16 protein-coding genes and 2 riboswitches are annotated in these 16,757 nt (G+C 69.7%); of the genes, 2 read left to right on the top strand and 14 right to left on the bottom strand.

Annotated elements, in window-relative coordinates:
- The first annotated feature begins 105 nt into the window (after positions 1–105).
- Positions 106–312, top strand: coding sequence for a hypothetical protein (locus tag AAC640_RS09860; RefSeq protein WP_340265945.1), 207 nt, complete (start codon positions 106–108; stop codon positions 310–312).
- On the opposite strand, the gene cobF is transcribed toward AAC640_RS09860, so the two are convergent.
- Genes cobF through cbiE form a run of 5 tightly spaced genes read right to left on the bottom strand, consistent with a single transcriptional unit; the run spans position 300 to position 4,741 of the window.
- Complete coding sequence (cobF, locus tag AAC640_RS09855; protein WP_340265944.1) at positions 300–1,082, bottom strand: precorrin-6A synthase (deacetylating); 783 nt, start codon at positions 1,080–1,082, stop codon at positions 300–302. The genes AAC640_RS09860 and cobF overlap by 13 nt on opposite strands.
- Positions 1,079–2,398, bottom strand: a complete 1,320-nt coding sequence (locus AAC640_RS09850) for a cobyrinate a,c-diamide synthase (RefSeq protein ID WP_340265943.1) — start codon at positions 2,396–2,398, stop codon at positions 1,079–1,081. The genes cobF and AAC640_RS09850 overlap by 4 nt, the downstream gene beginning before the upstream one ends.
- Positions 2,395–3,180, bottom strand: coding sequence for a precorrin-4 C(11)-methyltransferase (gene cobM, locus AAC640_RS09845; RefSeq protein WP_340265942.1), 786 nt, complete (start codon positions 3,178–3,180; stop codon positions 2,395–2,397). The genes AAC640_RS09850 and cobM overlap by 4 nt, the downstream gene beginning before the upstream one ends.
- Positions 3,177–3,536, bottom strand: coding sequence for a cobalamin biosynthesis protein (locus AAC640_RS09840; protein WP_340265989.1), 360 nt, complete (start codon positions 3,534–3,536; stop codon positions 3,177–3,179). The genes cobM and AAC640_RS09840 overlap by 4 nt, the downstream gene beginning before the upstream one ends.
- On the bottom strand, positions 3,533–4,741 hold the full coding sequence (gene cbiE, locus AAC640_RS09835) for a precorrin-6y C5,15-methyltransferase (decarboxylating) subunit CbiE (protein ID WP_340265988.1): 1,209 nt from the start codon (positions 4,739–4,741) through the stop codon (positions 3,533–3,535). The genes AAC640_RS09840 and cbiE overlap by 4 nt, the downstream gene beginning before the upstream one ends.
- Between cbiE and AAC640_RS09830 the strand changes: the two genes are divergently transcribed.
- Entirely contained in the window at positions 4,731–5,483 is a 753-nt protein-coding gene (locus AAC640_RS09830; protein WP_340265941.1) for a cobalt-precorrin-6A reductase, read from the top strand. The two genes, cbiE and AAC640_RS09830, sit on opposite strands and share 11 nt — an antisense overlap.
- Here AAC640_RS09830 and cobJ read toward each other — a convergent pair.
- From cobJ to AAC640_RS09785, 9 genes are all read right to left on the bottom strand, one after another.
- Entirely contained in the window at positions 5,456–6,208 is a 753-nt protein-coding gene (gene cobJ / locus AAC640_RS09825) for a precorrin-3B C(17)-methyltransferase (protein ID WP_340265940.1), read from the bottom strand. The genes AAC640_RS09830 and cobJ overlap by 28 nt on opposite strands.
- The gene (cobI, locus tag AAC640_RS09820; RefSeq protein WP_340265939.1) at positions 6,205–6,939 is read right to left on the bottom strand and encodes a precorrin-2 C(20)-methyltransferase; all 735 of its coding nucleotides are present in this window, start codon (positions 6,937–6,939) and stop codon (positions 6,205–6,207) included. The genes cobJ and cobI overlap by 4 nt, the downstream gene beginning before the upstream one ends.
- The gene (locus AAC640_RS09815; protein ID WP_340265938.1) at positions 6,936–7,565 is read right to left on the bottom strand and encodes a precorrin-8X methylmutase; all 630 of its coding nucleotides are present in this window, start codon (positions 7,563–7,565) and stop codon (positions 6,936–6,938) included. The genes cobI and AAC640_RS09815 overlap by 4 nt, the downstream gene beginning before the upstream one ends.
- Positions 7,565–8,620, bottom strand: coding sequence for a cobalamin biosynthesis protein CobG (locus AAC640_RS09810; RefSeq protein ID WP_340265987.1), 1,056 nt, complete (start codon positions 8,618–8,620; stop codon positions 7,565–7,567). The genes AAC640_RS09815 and AAC640_RS09810 overlap by 1 nt, the downstream gene beginning before the upstream one ends.
- Before the next feature lie 238 nt (positions 8,621–8,858).
- A riboswitch (cobalamin riboswitch) is annotated at positions 8,859–9,079 on the bottom strand.
- A gap of 104 nt (positions 9,080–9,183) precedes the next feature.
- A complete protein-coding gene (bluB, locus tag AAC640_RS09805; protein WP_340265986.1) occupies positions 9,184–9,813 on the bottom strand; it encodes a 5,6-dimethylbenzimidazole synthase in 630 nt (209 codons plus the stop codon).
- Positions 9,814–9,821: 8 nt separating this feature from the next.
- Positions 9,822–10,427, bottom strand: coding sequence for a cob(I)yrinic acid a,c-diamide adenosyltransferase (gene cobO / locus AAC640_RS09800; protein WP_340265937.1), 606 nt, complete (start codon positions 10,425–10,427; stop codon positions 9,822–9,824).
- Positions 10,424–14,119, bottom strand: a complete 3,696-nt coding sequence (gene cobN, locus AAC640_RS09795; RefSeq protein ID WP_340265936.1) for a cobaltochelatase subunit CobN — start codon at positions 14,117–14,119, stop codon at positions 10,424–10,426. Before cobN ends, cobO begins: the two co-directional genes overlap by 4 nt.
- Positions 14,119–15,177: a cobalamin biosynthesis protein CobW gene (cobW, locus tag AAC640_RS09790; protein WP_340265935.1), complete on the bottom strand. Its 1,059-nt coding sequence runs from the start codon at positions 15,175–15,177 to the stop codon at positions 14,119–14,121. Before cobW ends, cobN begins: the two co-directional genes overlap by 1 nt.
- Complete coding sequence (locus AAC640_RS09785) at positions 15,174–16,223, bottom strand: HoxN/HupN/NixA family nickel/cobalt transporter (protein ID WP_340265934.1); 1,050 nt, start codon at positions 16,221–16,223, stop codon at positions 15,174–15,176. The genes cobW and AAC640_RS09785 overlap by 4 nt, the downstream gene beginning before the upstream one ends.
- 157 nt (positions 16,224–16,380) lie before the next feature.
- Positions 16,381–16,608: riboswitch (cobalamin riboswitch) on the bottom strand.
- Between the last annotated feature and the right edge of the window lie 149 nt (positions 16,609–16,757).

The raw sequence follows: 16,757 nt of genomic DNA, 5'->3' as shown, positions 1-16,757 counted from the left end.
ATCCGCAGAAAAGCGTAACTTCTGGCCCGGTTTTCGTAAAGGCATCCTTTTCCGTCCGTGACGATTCCGGCTGGGAGCGCCTTGAGGAAAGCAGGAGAGCGCTTCATGACCCATGCCCTTACTGCGCAAGAATGTCTTGAACGAGCCCGGATGCACGAGCAGCTGGCGGCGACCACGGCCGACGCTTCGGCCCGCATGATGCACCAGGCCATGGCGGCCGAATTTCGTCGGCGTGCCGGGCTGGGTTCGGTCGATGCGATGCCGCCGCCCGTCAATCGCCCGGTGGTCGAACTGGTCCGTCAGGCCGGGTGACTGGCTGACGGCGTGATCCTGTCGACGGATCGGGACCGTCGCAGCAGATAGACGTCCATGATCCAGCCATGCTGACGGCGAAGTGTCGCGCGCCGCGCGATGATTTGCGGCGCCACGACGGCCAGTGGGCCATGCGCCAGCGCCTGCGCCTCCATCCCGAGATAGGCACCCCACCAGATGTCGATCCCTTGCGGGTCAAGCGTCTGGAAGGCGCAATCGCCGTCGAGCATTACCGCCACATCGTCCGCATCCGCCGGCCAACCGGCTTCGCGCAAGCGTCGGCCGGTGGTGATGAGCACCGGCCGGGCGAGGCGGTTGAGGCAGATGCCATGCGCGGCGGTCAGCGCCTGCAGGCTGGTGATGCCTGGTATGACGCTGATCTCCACGTCAGGCCCCAGCCGCTCCGCGATCCGCAGGCTGCTGTCGTAGAGCGAGGGGTCCCCCCAGACCAGCAGCGCCAGCGTCCCCCCCTGCGGCAGGTGACGCGCTACCTGCTCCATCCACAGGGCGGCGATGGCATCGTGCCAGTCGAGGACGGCATTCACATAAGCGGGCTGGTCGGCGCGTACGGGCATGTCGAATTCCACCACTTGCGTCGTGCCGGTCAGTAGCTCCGCGCAGATGGAGCGGCGCAGGTCGATGAGGTCGGACTTGGCGTCACCCTTGCGCGGCAGGAGGATAAGGTCGGCCTGGTTCATCGCCCGGATCGCCGCGCGCGTGATGTGGTCGGGATTGCCCGTGCCGATGCCGATCAGGAACAGGCGGATCATGCGGCAGCACCTATCAGGTGGAAAAAGCCGCCCGTCACCCGGCCGCGCCGCGATCCGCTGGAGCCGACCGCCTGCCCAAGCGCGTCGGTGACTTTGGCGAGCGGCTCGTCGGGCTGGGCCAGGACGGTCGAATAATGGAATTCATGGCCGAGCAGGGTGGCGCCGGCGCCATGGCCGCCCATCGGCGCGAGCAGCTGCGCGCGGCGATAGCCCAGATGCAGCCGCCGTTCGGCAAAGCTGGTCACGAGGCCGAGCAGCCCGGCCATGGGATGCGCGGCGCCGTCCGCATCGATGATCGCCTGTCCCAGCACCATATAGCCGCCGCACTCGCCATGGACGGGGCGGGTCTGGGCATGGTCGCGAAGGCCATCGAGGAAGCGCGTCGCGCCGATGATCCGGGGTCCGTGCAGTTCGGGATAGCCGCCGGGCAGCCAGACTGTGTCGGCGTGGGGTGAAGGCGGTTCGTCGGCGAGCGGCGAGAAAGGCAGGATTTCCGCCCCGGCATCCCGCCAGCCGCTGATCAGATGGGCATAGGTGAAGGAGAAAGCGGCGTCCTGTGCCATGGCGATGCGCTGACCGGGGGGGGACAGGGAGGGCGCTGGCGAGAGCGCCGGGGAGCGCGGTGCGGCGTGGGCGGCGGCGAGCGCCCGGAGCGCGGGCAGGTCGACATCGGCGGTGACGCGGTCGGCGATCGCGTCGATGATCCGGTCGGCATCCTCCTGCTCGTGCGCCTGCACCAGCCCCAGATGCCGCTCGGGCAGGCTGAGCGCGGCGCATCGGGGGATGGCGCCGAGCACCGGCATGGCGATGTGGGTCATCGCTTCGCGAATCAGCGCCTCATGGCGTGTGCTGCCGACGCGATTGAGGATGACGCCGGCAACGCGCACGTCGGCGCGGAAGGAGCGGAACCCCTGCACCAGCGCGGCGGCGGACTGGCTCTGGCCCGATGCGTCGATGACGAGGAGCACCGGCCAGCCGAGCGCGGCGGCGATGTCGGCGCTGCTGCCGTGGCCGCTTGCACCGGCGGCGGCGGCGCCGTCGAACAGGCCCATGACTCCTTCGGCGATGGCGATGTCGGCGTCCCTGGCGTGTGCGGCGAGGGCGTGGAGCATTGGACGCTCCATTGCCCAGCTATCGAGATTATAGGCGGTTCGCCCGCTCGCCAGCTGGTGATAGCCGGTGTCGATATAGTCCGGCCCGCATTTATAGGGCTGGACCGCCACCCCCGCCCGCCGCAGCGCGCGGAGCAGGCCGAGCGTGATGACGGTCTTTCCCGCGCCGGACCGGGGCGCGGCGATCAGCAGGCCCACTGTCATTCCTCCAGCCCCACGAAGCGGGATTGTGCCGATGTCGGGCGAAAGCGGCGGTCGTAGCCGGGCGCATAGAGGCTGCTTTCGGCAAAGTCGCTTGTGCCCAGCACCGGGCCGACGAGGATGATGGCGGTGCGTTCGGGCCTTTCCCGCGCCTGATCCTGCACCGTGGCGAGCGTCGCGCGGACGATCTGCTCATCGGGCCAGCTTGCGCGCCAGACCAGCGCGACCGGGCAGTCGGGGCCGTAAAACGGCAGCAGGTCCCCGACGACATCCGCCAGCGCGTGGATCGACAGGTGGATGGCAAGGGTGGCGCCGGTCGTGCCAAAGCCAGCCAGCGTCTCGCGCGGTGGCATGGCGCTGGCCCGGCCCGAGGTGCGCGTGAGGACCAGCGACTGGCCGACGCCGGGCAGCGTCAGTTCCTGCCCCAGCGCCGCCGCCGCCGCCGCAAAGGACGGGACGCCGGGCGTGATGCTGGTGGGGATGCCGAGCGCCCGCAGGCGGCGCAGTTGCTCGCCCATCGCCGACCAGATCGACAGGTCGCCGGAATGGAGCCGCGCGACGTCCTGCCCCGCCGCATGCGCTTCCATCATCAGGCTAATGATCTCGTCCAGTGTAAGCGGCGCGGTGTTGATGATCCGCGCCCCCGCCGGGCAATGGTCGAGCAACGCAGCCGGCACCAGTGACCCGGCATAGAGGCAGACCGGCGAGGCGGCGATCAGATCGCGCCCGCGCAGCGTCAGCAGGTCCGGCGCGCCGGGGCCGGCACCGATGAAATGGACGGTCATGCGCGGGCTCCTGAGGCAAGGGCGCAGGTGGCGCGCCGGTCGGGGGATAGGGATCGCGGAGCCAGCAGGCGGGCGCCCGGCCCGGCGGCGGCCAGTGCGACGGCTTCGGCGACGCTGCCGGTGCGATAGGCGGCAAGGCTGGCGGATGAGCAGGTGAGGGTCGGCATGTGCGCGAGGTCCGCGGGATCGATGACGAGGAGCGGCAGGCCCAGCGCGCGTGCCAGCGGGGCGAGCAACGCGGCCTTGCCGGTCAGGGTCGCGAGCGCGTCCACGCGTGGTGGCGTGGCGGCGTCGAGCGCAGCGCGCAGTGAAGCGGTGCCGGTCCCCGTGCGGCAACCAAAGCCGGCGACGATCACAGCGCTACGCTCCATTGGACGACGGGATAGGCCGGCCGCCAGCCGCGCCGGCTCCCCAGCGGGGCGGCGCTGGCAAGCTCGATGCGAAGCAGATCGCCACCGAGCCGCGCGTGCCAGTGGGCGAGCGAGGCTTCGGATTCCAGCGTTACGGCATGGGCGACGACCCTGACGGGGCGGGGGAGCGCGAGGATCGCGCCGACGAGCGGATCGCTGAGGCCGCCGCCGATGAAGATGGCGTCGGGACGGGCTTGACCGTGAAGGGCGGTGGGCGCGCGGCCTTCGATCACCGTCAGGCGGTCAGCGCCCAGCCGCGCCGCATTGGCGCGCGCGCGGGCGGCGCGCGTCGGGTTGGCCTCGAACGCCAGCGCCTGGGTCGAGCCGTGGCTGAGCAGCCATTCGATCGCGATCGAGCCTGACCCGGCACCGATGTCCCACAATGTCTCGCCGGGGCGCGGGGCCAGCGCGGATAGGGCGAGCGCGCGGACGGGGCGCTTGCTGATCTGGCCGTCATGGTCGAACCAGTCGTCGGCAAGGCCGCTGGCGCGCGACATCACGCGGCCCTCGCCGGCTGTCTCGACTCCCACGGCGACGGGGTGGCGGATGTCGGCGAGGGCGAAGCCGTCCGCCTGTGCCTGACGGATGCGTTCTCGGGGACCACCCAGCGCTTCCATGACGTGGAGGCTGGACGCGCCGAAGCCTGCATCGGTGATGTAGGCGGCCAGGTCTCCCACCGCCGCGCCGTCGCGCAGCAGCACGATGAGGCGCGCGCCGGGCGCGAGGTCCGGGCGCAGCCGACCGAGCGGGGCGGCGTGCAGGCCATGGCAGGCGACCCGATGCAGCGGCCAGCCGAGGCGCGCGGCGGCGAGCGAGAAGGTGGAAGGCGCGGGATGAGCGATCCATTCCCCCGGTTCGAGGTGGCGGGTGATGCTGGCTCCGGCGCCGAACCAGAAGGGATCGCCCGAGGCCAGCATCACGACCGGCTCCCCCCGTCTTGCGAGGAGCGGGGCGATGCCGTCGTCGAACGGGACTGGCCAGGGCAGGTGTTCGGCCTTAAGGGGAGGCAGCAGTGCCAGCTGGCGGGGCGCCCCGGTGATGAGCCGCGCTTCGTCCAGCGCCGCGCGGGCGGCGGCGGTGAGGCCTTCGGCGCCGTCCTCGCCTATGCCGACGATCGTCAGCCAGAGGGCCTTAGCGACCATGTCCCACATCCTGATATTGGGCGGCACGACCGAGGCGAGCGCCCTGGCGCGCGCGATCGCCGAGCGGGGGATGCGCGCGACGCTCAGCTATGCGGGGCGCACCGAAAGCCCGCGTGCCCAGCCGGTGCCGGTGCGGGTCGGCGGCTTTGGCGGCATCGAAGGCCTGGCCGAATGGCTGGAGCGGGAGGGCGTCACCCATCTGGTCGACGCAACCCATCCCTTCGCCGCGACGATGAGCGGCCATGCGGTCGCGGCGGCGGAGCGGACCGGGGTTGATCACATCCGGCTGACCCGGGCGGCCTGGGAGCCGGTCGAGGGCGATCGATGGACGCGTGTCGCCGATATCGCCGGGGCAGTGAAGGCGCTGGACGGGCCAGCCTTGCGCGTCATGCTGGCGCTGGGGCGGATGCATGTGGCGGCTTTCGCCGCGCAGCCGCAGCATCATTATCTGCTGCGCTTTGTCGACGCGCCGGAGGCCCCGCCGATGCTGCCCGACCATCATTTGCTGGTCGATCGCGGGCCGTTCACGGTGGAGGGCGACATCGCCCTGATGCGCGCGCATCGGATCGAGCAGGTGGTGGCCAAGAATGCGGGCGGCAGCGGGGCACGGGCGAAGCTGGACGCGGCGCGCATGCTGGGGCTGCCCGTGGTGCTGATCGACCGGCCGCCGCTGCCCGATGCGCCCACGGCGCATGGCGTGGCCGAGGTGCTGGCGTGGATCGATCATGCGGCGGCCCAGCGCGGCGTGTAGAGGATCGGGCGGCCGGGCCGGTCGATGATACGCGTCTGGCTGGAGCCGACGATCACCATCGTCCGCATGTCGGCCATCTGTGGCGTGGCCTCGCGCAGGGGAACGATCCGCAACGCCTCCTCCGGCGTGCAGACGGCGCGGGCAAAGAGGATGAGGCGGTCGGGACCGCATTCTTCCCGCAGAACGGCGAGAGTGCGGGCGAAGCCTTCGGGCCGCGCGCCGGAACGGGGATTGTAGAAGGCCATGGCGAAGTCGGCCTGCGCGGCGAGGCGCAGGCGCCGCTCGATCAGCGGCCAGGGCTTGAGATTGTCGGACAGGTTGATCGCGCAGAAGTCATGGCCGAGCGGCGCGCCCGCTCGCGCGGCGGCGGCGAGCATGGCGGTGATGCCGGGCAGGACGCGGATGTCGAGGGCGCGCCATGCGGTCGGGCCGGCTTCCAGCGCTTCGAAAAGGGCGGAGGCCATGGCGAAGACGCCGGGATCGCCCGAGGAGACGACGACGACGCGCTTGCCTTCGGCGGCGAGGGACAGGGCGTGGGCGGCGCGGTCCAGCTCGACGCGGTTGTCGGAGGCGTGAAGGGCAAGGCCAGGGCGCGGCGCCACGCGGGCGACATAGGGGATGTAGCCGACGACATCGGTCGCCTCCGCCAGCGCGGCCGTGACTTCGGGCGTGACCAGGTCGTCCGCGCCGGGGCCGAGTCCCGCGACCGTCACCCAGCCGCTCATGGCCGGCGGCCCTGGCCGTGGATCAGCAGGATGGAGAAATAGCCGGTGACGGCTTCCGCCTGCGTGAGCGGGGTGATGCGCTGGTCGGCCATGGTCGCATATTCGACGAGCCAGGCGCAGTCCTGCTTGCCCGCTGTTTCGACGGCGCGGCGCAGCTTGGCGAGGTTCCGACCGATCTTCATGACGACGAGGGCATTGCTGTCGTGGATGCGGCGGGCGAGTTCGTCCTCGGGAAGGGTCGCCATGAGGACGGTGAGCACATCATCGCCCCAGCTGATCGGCGTGCCGCTGGCGGTCCAGGCGCCGGACATGCCGGTGATTCCGGGCACGATCCGCACCGGAGCGGCGAGGCGGCTGTGCAAATGCATGAACGAACCATAGAAAAAAGGATCACCTTCGCAGAGGACGACGATGTCCTCGCCCGACGCGGCAAGGGTATCAAGATACCCGGTACAGTCGGCGTAGAAGGCCGAAAGGCACTGATTGTAGCGCGGGTCGCTGACCGGGATTTCGGTCGTCACCGGATATTCCATCGCATATTCGGCGACATCGGGACGGAGCATGCCTTCGACGATGCGGCGGGCATGGCCGGGGCGGCCGGCCTTGCGGAAATAGGCGATGTGGCGGGCGGTGCGGATGAGGCGGTCGGCACGCACGCTCATCAGGTCCTGCGCGCCGGGGCCAAGGCCGACGCCGTGGATGGTGCCCATGATGGTGGTGGCCGCGTTCATTCGGCCGCACTCGCCAGCGCGTTGACGGCGGCGACGGTGATCGCACTGCCGCCCAGCCGCCCTTCGACGATGCAGCAGGGGACGGGGCGCGCCTGCCATAGCGCCGCCTTGGATTCGGCCGCGCCGACGAAGCCGACGGGGCAGCCGATGATCGCGGCGGGGCGGGGGCAGGCAGGGTCTTCGAGCATGTCGAGCAGATGGAAGAGCGCGGTGGGCGCGTTCCCGATGGCCACAAGCGCGCCATCGAGATGCGGCCGCCACAGCTCCAGCGCGGCCGCCGATCGCGTGTTGCCCATGGCGTGGGCGAGGTCGGGCACATGCGGGTCATGCAGGGTGCAGAAGATCGGGTTGGCGGCGGGCAGGCGCTTGACCGTGATGCCTTCGGACACCATGCGCGCGTCGCACAGGATCGGCCCGCCCGCCTCCAGCGCGGCGATGGCGGCGGCGGCAAAGCCGGGGGAGAAACGGATATGTCGTTCCAGCCCGACCATGCCGGCGGCGTGGATCATGCGGACGGCGACGCGCTCCTCCTCAGGCGAGAAGCGCAGGAGGTCGGCCTCGGCGCGGATGGTGCGGAAGGACTGGCGGTAGATGGCCGCGCCATCCCTTTCATATAATTGCGGCATCAGGCGGCTCCAAAAAAGGCGATGATCTGGTCGGGATCGAGCCCGGCGCGGGCGGGCGGGGCGCCGGCACGGGCGTTGAAGGCGAGGTCGAACCGGCCGTCGCGCCCCGTCAGGACGACGGCGGCCTGGGCGGGATGCGCGCAGCCCTTGGCGCAGCCCGAGACGTGGAGGCCAGGGACGCGCGGGGCGAGCCGCGCGGCGAGGGCGCGGGTGGCGACGCTCGCCTGCGGGCAGGCGGGCGCGCCGGGACAGGCATGGGCGTTGAGGAGCGGGCTGGCCGGATCGTCCGACTCTGCCGGGCTGCCTTCCAGGATGAGGCCGCGCCAGGGGGTAAGGCGGACGGCGCGCACGTCCGGGGCGAGCGCCTGCTGGAGCGCGGCCGCCTCGATCCGGCCGAAGGGTGCGCCCAGGAAACGGCCCGACGCCGCATCGATGCTGGCGCTGCGGGGCCGGGGCGGCGCGGGGGCTTCCGAAGCGGTGCAGGGAAGCGGGACGTCATGACGCGCCATCCGCCCGGCCTGAAGGCCGCCGCTGTCGACGAACCAATGGGCGAGCGCGATCAGGGCATCAGGGGCGGCTTGCACGCTCACGGGCATCCCCCTGGGACGGCCATCGGCGCGCAGGATCAGGCCGCCACCCGTTCCGCGCTCGATGCGGAAATCGGCTGGCGTGTCGCCAAGCGCCGGGGCGGGGCCGGCGTCGATGGCGAAGCCGATCTTGGCGGGCAGGTCGGGCAACGCGTCGATGCGGTCCCGCAGGGCGCGGGCGATCGCTTCGCTGGCGTCGCCGGCTTGCCAGTCTGGGTTGAGGACCAGAGCGGCGCGGGCTTCGCGGACCGGGTCTGCGTCGGTGAGGCCGAGCGCCACCAGCCGGGCGAGCAGGGCTTCATGGTCAGCTTCGCCCACGCCCCTGATCTGCAGCGCGGCGCGGTTGGTAAGGTCGACATGGCCATTGCCCCAGCGCCGCGCCGCCTCACACAGGGCGAGGGTTTGCGCGCGGGTCATGCGGCCAAGCGGCGGGCGGACCCGCACGAGCAGGCCGTCGCCCGCCATCATCGGCCGCCATGCGGTCGGGCACCAGCCGCGCACGCCGCCAGCCGCGCCGGAAGGCGGCGGTTCATCGGCGGTGCGCCGGAATGGGATCTGCACGTCTTTCGCCCTCCACGTCCAAGCCGCGCCGGGCCGAGGCGTCACGCCGGAGCGCGGGCAACCGCACACCGACGCGGCCGCAGCCACGCGCAATTTCGTCGCTCAAACGGAGAACCGAGCCGTGACCATCCCCTGGACCATGGCAAGAGCGACCTTTGCGGCGGCAGGTCTCCTGGCTTGCGGGTCACAGCTCGGCTGGGGCCTTCCCGGATCGCTCCAGTGGCTGATCGTCCCTTTGACGGGCGATCGTCCTTGCCTTGCTCGCCGCTCACAGTTGCAGGGACAGCTAAGGATTAGGGAGCACAAGCTCCCGCACCACATTCCCATTTAAGCCCCATGCGGGGCACCGTCGCGATCATGGAACGGGCGGACCCGTTCCGGCTGGGGTTCTTAGGCGGTGTGAGGCGGAAAGGGAAGGGGGGAGGTGGAGTATAATGACCCTGTCCGGCGAGCGGGAGAGGGCCAAGCCGTCAGCGCTTGAGCACCGCCGAATGCCAGTCGGTGCGCCTTTCCCAGCCGGCGCGTTCCAGTTCGGGCGTATCTTCCTCGCGCAGCGGGTGGCCGAGGCAGAGGAGGCCGAGGCAGGCCCAATGGTCGGGTATGTCGAGCATGGCGTCCACATCGGCGGAGTCGAGGATCGAGACCCAGCCCATGCCGATGCTGCGCGTGCGAGCGCCGAGCCAGAGCGTGTGGACCGCCATGACGCAGCTGTATCGGCGCGCTTCGGGCATCGTCACCGCGCCCAGCCGATGGCCCGTTGCCGTCCCGTCGTCGCAATAGACGGCGAAGATGACCGGCGCCTCGCGCAGGCCGTGCAGTTTGAGGCTGCGATAGAGCTGATCCTGGTCGCCTTCATAATCCCGGCCGGCCTGCGTCACCTGCGCGTCGACATGGGCGGCGAGGCTTTCGCGCAGGGCGGGCGTGACCACGCGCACGAAGCGCCATGGCTGCGACAGCCCGACCGACGGCGCGCGGTGGGCGAGGGCGAGCAGCCATTCCACGTCCGCCTCGTCGAGCGGGTCGGTACGGAAATGCCGCACGTCCCGCCGCGCCCGCACCAATGCCTCGAACATGGCGCTGTCGAGCGGGGTGACGGGCATTGTCATCGTCAAAACTCGATCCCTGCCTGCGCCTTCACGCCGGAGCGGAAGGGATGTTTCACCAAGGTCATTTCGGTGACGAGATCGGCCGCTTCGATCAGCGCGTCGGGCGCGTTGCGGCCGGTGACGATGACATGCTTCATGGGCGCGCGCGCGGTCACCGCGTCCAGCACCTCTTGCAGCGGGAGATAGTCGTAGCGCAGGACGATGTTGAGCTCATCTGCCAGGACCATATCATAGGCCGGATCGGCGATCATCCGCTTTACCTCGTCCCAGGCTTCGCGCGCGAGGGCGACGTCGCGCGTGCGGTCCTGCGTGTTCCAGGTGAAGCCTTCGCCCATGGGCTTGAATTCCACATTGTCCGGAAACGCGTCGAAGACCCTTTTTTCTCCGGTGGTCATCGCGCCTTTGACGAACTGGACCACCCCGACTTTCCGGCCGTGGCCGATCGCGCGCACGACCATGCCGAGGGCGGCGGTGGTCTTGCCCTTGCCCTTGCCGGTATGGACGATCAGCAGGCCCTTTTCCTGCGTCTTGGTCGCCATGATCTTGTCATGGGCGGCCTGCTTCTTCTTCATCTTTTCGGCATGTTGTTCCGGGGTGCGTTCGATCATGACGGGGTCCTCAGTTGGGAAAGGAGCATGGCGGCGCTGTTGGAGCGGGGCTTCCACAGGCCGCGGTCGAGGGCTTCGAGCAGGCGCGCGGCGGTTTCGCGCAGGGCGGCGGGGTTGGCATCGGCCATGAAGGCGCGGACGGCCTCATCCTCTATGAAGGCGGCGTGGACGGCATCGAAATGATGGTCCTTCACGCCGTGCGTCGTGGCGGCGAAGGCGAAGAGATAATCGACGCTGGCGGCGATTTCGAACGCGCCCTTGTAGCCGTGGCGCATCACGCCCGCGATCCATTTGGGATTGGTGACGCGGGCGCGGACGATCCGGCCGATCTCATCCTCCAGCGTCCGGACGACGGGGCGTTCCGGACGGCTGAGGTCATTATGGTAGCTGAGCGGCTTGCGGCCGGAGAGATGTTCGACGGCGGCGGCTATGCCGCCTTCGAACTGGTAATAATCGTCGCTGTCGAGCAGGTCATGCTCGCGATTGTCCTGGTTCTGGACGAGGGCGTCGGCTTCGATCAGGCGCTGGGCGAAGAGGGTGCGTTCGGCCTCTCCCTCGACACCGCCGCCATAGGCGTGGCTCCCCCAGTCGAGATAGGCGGCGGCGAGGTCGGCGCGATCGTGCCAGAGATTTTCATCGATCATGGTTTGCAGGCCGGCGCCATAGCTGCCGGGGCGGGAACCGAAGACGCGGGCACCGGCGCGGCGGCCGGCGATCTTTGCGGGGGTGCCTTCCGCGATCAGGGTGGCGGTTTCTGCGCGGTGGCGGGCGGCGGCGGGATTGTCCTCCTCCGGTTCGTCCAGCGCCATGACGGCGCGGGCGGCGCTGTCTATGAGGTCGATCTGGTCGGGGAAGGCATCGCGGAAGAAGCCCGAGACGCGGAAGGTCACATCGACGCGGGGACGATTCAGCTCGGCGACCTTCATGACCTCAAAGCCGATGACCCGACCCGATGACCAGTCCCAGCGCGGCCGCACGCCCATGAGGGCAAGCGCCTGGGCAATGTCGTCGCCGCCGGTCCGCATGTTGGCGGTGCCCCAGGCGGAAAGGGCGATCGCCCTGGGATAATCGCCCTCGCGCTGGAGATAGTCGTGGACGATGAGTTCGGCGGAGCGCTGGCCCAGGTTCCAGGCGGCGACGGTGGGAACGGCGCGGGTGTCGACCGAATAGAAGTTGCGGCCGGTGGGGAGGACATCGGGACGGCCGCGCGTGGGCGCGCCGGAAGGGCCGGGCAGGACGAAGCGGCCGTCGAGCGCGGCGAGGAGGGCGGATTGTTCGGCCGGGCCGCAGGCGTCGACACGGGGAGCGAGGTCGGCGGCGATGGCCTGGAGGACGGCGGCGGACTTTGGGCCGGGCGCGGGGTCGCCGCTGTCGAGCAGGTGGATGGCGTGGAGTTCCAGCCGCTCCACGGCATCGCCGGCGGTGCGCCAAGGATAGGGTGTCAGCCGAGCGAGCGGGGTGGGGCGCGGCCCGGTCCAGGGCGCGCCCAACGGGCAGTCGAGCGGGTCGAAGCCGAGGGCGAAATCGTCGGCGAGGGCGCGGAGCAGCGATTGGTGGCCGTCCTGGTCCATGCCGCGCGGGCAGCGGGCCAAAGCGATGAGCAAGTCGCGACGCATCGGGCCTTGCGGGCTTTGGGTGAAGATGTGCAGGCCGTCGCGGATCTGCATTTCCTTCAGATCGCAGAGATAATTGTCGATGGCGGCCAGCGCGTCCTCGCCATTGCCGCGGGCGCCGGCATCCTGATCCAGGCCCTGGGCGGCGGCGAGGGCGAGGATGTCCTTGCGGAGCGTTTCCAGACGGCGCGGGTCCATGCCGGCGGCGAGATAATATTCGTCGACCAGCGCCTCCAGTTCCTTGAGCGGGCCATAGCTTTCGGCGCGGGTGAGCGGCGGAGTCAGATGGTCGATGATGGCCGCGCCGATGCGGCGCTTGGCCTGGGTGCCTTCGCCGGGGTCATTGACGATGAAGGGGTAGATTTGCGGGATCGGCCCGGCGCAGATTTCGGGGAAGCAGCCTTGCGACAGCGCGATGGCCTTGCCGGGGAGCCATTCGAGATTGCCATGCTTGCCGACATGGACGAGCGCGTGGGCGCCAAAGTGGCGGTCGAGCCAGATGTGGAAAGCGAGATAGGCGTGAGGCGGGGGGAGCGCCGGGTCGTGATAGCTGGCCTTGGGGTCGACATCATGGCCGCGCGAGGGCTGGACCGCGACGGCGATGTTGCCGAAGCGGTGGATGCGAAGGCGGAACGCGCCTTCGTGGAAGGCGGGGTCGGTTTCGGGCGCGCCCCAGCGCTGCGTCATGGCGTCGCGGGCCGATTGCGGGAGGGCGGCGAAGGCGGCCTGATAGTCCGGCAGGGAAAGGGAGGCGGAAGGCGTTGCGTCACGCAAAATGTGGATGAGCGCCGCGCCGTCGGCAGGCGCGCCGGCCGTGCCATAGCCGGCCTGGGTCAGCGCCTGCAGGATCGCGGCGGTGCTGGCGGGCGTGTCGAGGCCAACGCCCGCGCCGATGCGGCCGTCGCGGTTGGGATAATTGGCGAGGACCAGCGCGATGCGGCGGTCGGCGGGGGCGGTGCGGCGCAGCCTGCTCCAGTGGGCGGCGGCCTGGGCCACGAAGCGGACGCGGTCGTCCAGCACCCTGGGCACGACGATGCTGCATTGGGTGCGCGCGTCGAAGCGGGCGGACGCCTTGAAGGCGATGGCGCGGGTGAAGAGGCGGCCGTCCACTTCGGGCAGCGCGATGTGCATGGCAAGGTCGCGGGGGCCAAGGCCGCGGGCGCTTTCCTCCCATCCGGCCTGGTCGGCGCTGGCGAAGAGGGTCTGGAGGATCGGGCAGTCGGCCCGTTCCAGCACGGAAGGGGTGCGCGGCTCCCCCGGTGCGCTGGCGGCGAAGGCGGTGGCGTTGAGGATGATGTCGGGCGGGGCCTGCGTCATCAGCGCGTGCAGGACGTCGCGGGCAAAGGGTTCGCGCAGCGCCCGGACATGGACGGGCAGGACGTTGAGGCCGGCCGCTTCAAGAGCTGCGACCATGGCGTCCACCGCCTCCAGCGTGCCGGCGACCAGCAGCGCGCGGTAGAAGAGGAAGAAGGCGGTGGGCTGGCCATCGCGCCATCGCGCCCTGACCTGATCGAGTGTCGGGCGGTCGGTGCCGGGGAGGTAGAGCCCGGCATCGGGCACCGGCACCGGATCGTCGGGGACCCCGGCGTCGAGGCCCGCGAGCCGGGCGGCGGTTTTCAGGAAGGCGATGGCGTTGGGGACGCCGCCCTGGCGGAGATAGTCGCGCAGGCGGCCACAGATATCGGGCGGCAGGGTGGAGGCGGCCTGTAGTTCCGGGTCCTCGTCGCGGGCGTCGGCGATCGCGGCGAAGGCGATGCCCCGGTCCCGCGCGATGGCGCCGATTTCTTCGATGCCATAGGGCCAGTAGCTCTTGCCGCCCAGCAGTACCACGCAGACGAAGCGGGCGTGGGCGATCACCTTTTCGACATAGAGGTCGACCGAATAGGGATGTTTGAGCTGAAGCAGATTGGCGAGGCGGACGGTGGGCGCATCCTCGCCCAGCGCCGCCGCCGCGCTGGCGAAACAGGCAAGTTCGCTGTCCGCCACGGTCAGCAGGACGATGTCGCCCGGGTTCTGGCCGAGGTCGATGGCTTCGTCGCCGTTGGAGACGGTGCCGGGCGTGGCGGTCAGCAGGTGCATCAGGCGGTCGCCGCCAGCGTGCCGAGGCTCGCCTCTATGGCGGCGCGGTCAAGGCCGCGCTGGCCGATCACCACCAGCCGCGAGGCGCGGCGCTCATCCGGTTGCCAGTGCCGGTCATAATGATGCTGGATACGCGGGCCGACCGCCTGCACCAGAAAGCGCGCAGGGCGGCCCGCCACCGCGAGGAAGCCCTTGACCCGCAGCAGGTCGTGATCGGCGATCGTCCGCGCCAGGGCGGCGAGCAGCGTGTCGGGATCGTCAAGTTCGCCAAGATCGAGCACGAAGCTGTCGAAATCGTCGTGATCGTGATCCTCGTCCCCGTCATGATGGGACGGGCGGGCGTCGATCTGGTTTTCCACCCCGGCGTCGAGGCCGAGCAGGATGGCGGGGTCGATCGCGCCCTTGGCGGTGCGCAGGATGGTGACGCCGGGGCGGACCTGTCCGCTCAGGTCCTGTTCCAGCGCGCCGAGCGTGGCGGCGTCGACCAGATCGGTCTTGTTCAGCAGGACAAGGTCGGCGCAGGCCAGCTGATCCTCGAACAGTTCCTCGATCGGGCTGTCATGGTCGAGCGTCGGGTCGGCGGCGCGGGCGGCGGCCAGTGCGGCTTCGTCATGGGCGAAGCGGCCGCCGGCGAGCGCGTCCGCGTCGATCAGCGCGATGACGCCATCGACCGTGGCGCGGGTGCGGATGTCGGGCCATTGGAATGCCTTGACCAGCGGCTTGGGCAGGGCAAGGCCGGATGTCTCGATGATGATGTGGTCGGGCGGGGTCGGCCGATCGAGCAGGCGCTGCATGGTCGGCAGGAAATCGTCGGCGACGGTGCAGCAGATGCAGCCGTTCGCCAGTTCGATAATGTCCTCGTCCGGGCAGGCTTCGTCGCCGCAGCCCTGCACCAGCGCGCCATCGACGCCGACATCGCCGAATTCGTTGATGATGAGGGCGAGGCGGCGGCCCCCGGCATGTTCGATGAGGTGGCGGATGAGGGTCGTCTTGCCGGCGCCGAGAAAGCCGGTGATGACGGTGGCGGGGATCTTTTTCGCGGGCGTTCGTTGGGTCATGAGACTGCTCCTTGGATCGGGTGGGCGACTTCGATCTCGTCGAAGCGTTTCCAGCGGTAGATGGCCCAGCTCGCGAGCCAGCAGGCGGCGAACAGGCCGATGATGAGGAAGCCGAGGCTGTTGAAATGCTCGCCCAGATCGCGGGCGATCGTCCATGCGCCACCGGTAAGGCCGAGCTTGTCGCCGAGCAGCGCCATCGCCTCGATCCCGGCGATGAGCAGCGCGACGAGGGCGGAAACCAGCGTGATGGTGATGTTGTAGTAGAGCTTGCGGATCGGCTTCACGAACGCCCATTGATAGGCGCCCATCATCAGCGCCCCGTCGGCGGTGTCGATGAGCGCCATGCCCGCCGCGAACAGTAGCGGGAAGATGAGGATGGTGGAGAGCGAGAGGCCGCTGGCCGCCTGGCCTGCGGAGAGGCCGAGGATCGCGACCTCTGTCGCGGTGTCGAAGCCGAGGCCGAAGAGGAAGCCGAGCGGCGCCATGTGCCAGCTGCGCGTCACGAGGCGGAAGACCGGGCGGAAGAGGCGCGAAAGCAGCCCGCGATTGCCCAGCAGCATGTCCATATCTTCGTCGACATAGGTGCCGCCGGCGCGGACATGGCGGAAAGTCCCGAGCACGGAGCGCAGGATGATGAGGTTCATGGCGGCGATCGTGAAGAGAAAGGTGGCCGACACGATCGTCGCCACGGTCCCGCCGATCGACCCCGCCGCCTCAAACCCGCTCAGCGCATTGGTGGCAATCGCGATGCCGACGGCGGCGATCAGGACGATGGCGCTGTGGCCGATGGCGAACCAGAAGCCGACCGTCAGCGGGCGCTGGCCGTCCTGCATCAGCTTGCGCGTCACATTGTCGATGGCGGCGATATGGTCGGCGTCAACGGCGTGACGCAGGCCAAGGCTCCAGGCGAGAAGCGCGGTGCCAAGCATCACCGGCTGGGTGGCGAACAGCAGGAAGGCCCAGAGCCAGAGCAGAAGATTGGCGCTGATAAGCGCGGTGAAAAGGCCGGTCGCGCGGCGGCGAAGGGCCAGGGAATCAGCGGTCATGCGGGTTTGTCCCCGTCGGCGTCAGCGAAACCGGACGGAAGCCGCCTTCATGCCGGGCGGACGCCTGAAAAGCGCCCGGCATGCGGACAGCAGCTCCCGCTGCGTCAAGCGTCGCTCAGACGGAGTACCGTGCCGCGGCCATCCCCTGGACCAAGGCAAGAGCGACCAGACGCAGGCAGGTTTCCTGGCTCACGGGTCACAGCTTGGCGCATGGCCTTCCCAGACCTCGCATGATTTAGCGTCCGGCCCAGTGGCTGACCTTCCGACGGGACGGCAGGTCGCTATGCGTTTCGCTCACCGTTTACAGTTGCAGGGACAGCTGCGGATTCATCACCGCATTCCCTATTAAGCCCCTTGCGGGGGCACCGGCGCGATCAGTGAAGGATGGGCGAACCCAGCCTTCGGCGGCAGTCATAGTGGGCGCGCGCGGCAAAGGAAAGTGGGCAAGCGCAGAATGTTACGAGGGCGACGTTGGGCGAAGTGATCGACCTGGAGCATAGCCCGATCTGACTGGCGGATTAGGCTCAATTCATC

The sequence above is a fragment of the Sphingobium mellinum genome, assembly GCF_037860795.1.
GTDB classification, from domain to species: Bacteria; Pseudomonadota; Alphaproteobacteria; order Sphingomonadales; family Sphingomonadaceae; genus Sphingobium; species Sphingobium mellinum.
The sequence above is the reverse complement of the archived record's forward strand: the minus strand, read 5'-3'. Positions and strand labels throughout refer to the sequence as shown.

Bases quoted from the DNA above. Each gene is read 5' to 3' on its own strand.
- AAC640_RS09860 (WP_340265945.1), top strand. From the start codon at position 106: ATGACCCATGCCCTTACTGCGCAAGAATGTCTTGAACGAGCCCGGATG.
- cobF (WP_340265944.1), bottom strand. From the start codon at position 1,082: ATGATCCGCCTGTTCCTGATCGGCATCGGCACGGGCAATCCCGACCAC.
- AAC640_RS09850 (WP_340265943.1), bottom strand. From the start codon at position 2,398: ATGACAGTGGGCCTGCTGATCGCCGCGCCCCGGTCCGGCGCGGGAAAG.
- cobM (WP_340265942.1), bottom strand. From the start codon at position 3,180: ATGACCGTCCATTTCATCGGTGCCGGCCCCGGCGCGCCGGACCTGCTG.
- AAC640_RS09830 (WP_340265941.1), top strand. From the start codon at position 4,731: ATGTCCCACATCCTGATATTGGGCGGCACGACCGAGGCGAGCGCCCTG.
- cbiE (WP_340265988.1), bottom strand. From the start codon at position 4,741: ATGTGGGACATGGTCGCTAAGGCCCTCTGGCTGACGATCGTCGGCATA.
- cobJ (WP_340265940.1), bottom strand. From the start codon at position 6,208: ATGAGCGGCTGGGTGACGGTCGCGGGACTCGGCCCCGGCGCGGACGAC.
- cobI (WP_340265939.1), bottom strand. From the start codon at position 6,939: ATGAACGCGGCCACCACCATCATGGGCACCATCCACGGCGTCGGCCTT.
- AAC640_RS09815 (WP_340265938.1), bottom strand. From the start codon at position 7,565: ATGCCGCAATTATATGAAAGGGATGGCGCGGCCATCTACCGCCAGTCC.
- AAC640_RS09810 (WP_340265987.1), bottom strand. From the start codon at position 8,620: ATGATGGCGGGCGACGGCCTGCTCGTGCGGGTCCGCCCGCCGCTTGGC.
- bluB (WP_340265986.1), bottom strand. From the start codon at position 9,813: ATGCCCGTCACCCCGCTCGACAGCGCCATGTTCGAGGCATTGGTGCGG.
- cobO (WP_340265937.1), bottom strand. From the start codon at position 10,427: ATGATCGAACGCACCCCGGAACAACATGCCGAAAAGATGAAGAAGAAG.
- cobN (WP_340265936.1), bottom strand. From the start codon at position 14,119: ATGCACCTGCTGACCGCCACGCCCGGCACCGTCTCCAACGGCGACGAA.
- cobW (WP_340265935.1), bottom strand. From the start codon at position 15,177: ATGACCCAACGAACGCCCGCGAAAAAGATCCCCGCCACCGTCATCACC.
- AAC640_RS09785 (WP_340265934.1), bottom strand. From the start codon at position 16,223: ATGACCGCTGATTCCCTGGCCCTTCGCCGCCGCGCGACCGGCCTTTTC.